The organism is Corynebacterium sp. MSK008, assembly GCF_030232585.1.
Taxonomy (GTDB): Bacteria; Actinomycetota; Actinomycetes; order Mycobacteriales; family Mycobacteriaceae; genus Corynebacterium.
In genome coordinates this window covers 1-445 of record NZ_JASPJX010000037.1, presented here as the reverse complement: position 1 = coordinate 445, position 445 = coordinate 1, and the positions used below count along the sequence as shown (strand labels likewise).

The 445-nt window shown below is 63.8% G+C and carries 1 rRNA gene; it reads right to left on the bottom strand.

From position 1 onward, the window contains the following. Positions 1-331 precede the first annotated feature (331 nt). Positions 332-445: ribosomal RNA gene (rrf, locus tag QP996_RS11780) — 5S ribosomal RNA — on the bottom strand; the annotation flags it as partial.

Below are 445 nucleotides of genomic sequence, written 5' to 3'. Positions count from 1 at the left end.
TCACAATCAGACTCCTCTGGTAACGCCGCGTGCCCTGAAGTCACGCGGTCACCAGAATCCTCCCCCGGACTGTTACTCGATGCTCACCAACGCGTTACTCAATACTCACCACGGTGTTACTAGATACGACCGCGCAACACGGGTGTACTCGACTTCCGCCCCGCAGGAGGCGTCAGCGTGGCACCGCGTGCTGCCACCGCGACCCCTATGTGGCCCCCTGTTGACAGGTCACGCCCCGCCCGGTGTTTGCCTTGGGGCCCGGCATATGAAAAAAGGGCACCCGCCGCACAACGGTCGTGTTGTGTGGCGGGTGCCTGGTGTGAAGTTGTTGGGTCGGCGGTAACCTACTCTCCCACTCCCTCCCGGGGGCAGTACCATCGGCGCGGGCGGGCTTAGCTTCCGGGTTCGGAATGGGACCGGGCGTTTCCCCGCCGCCATCAACCAC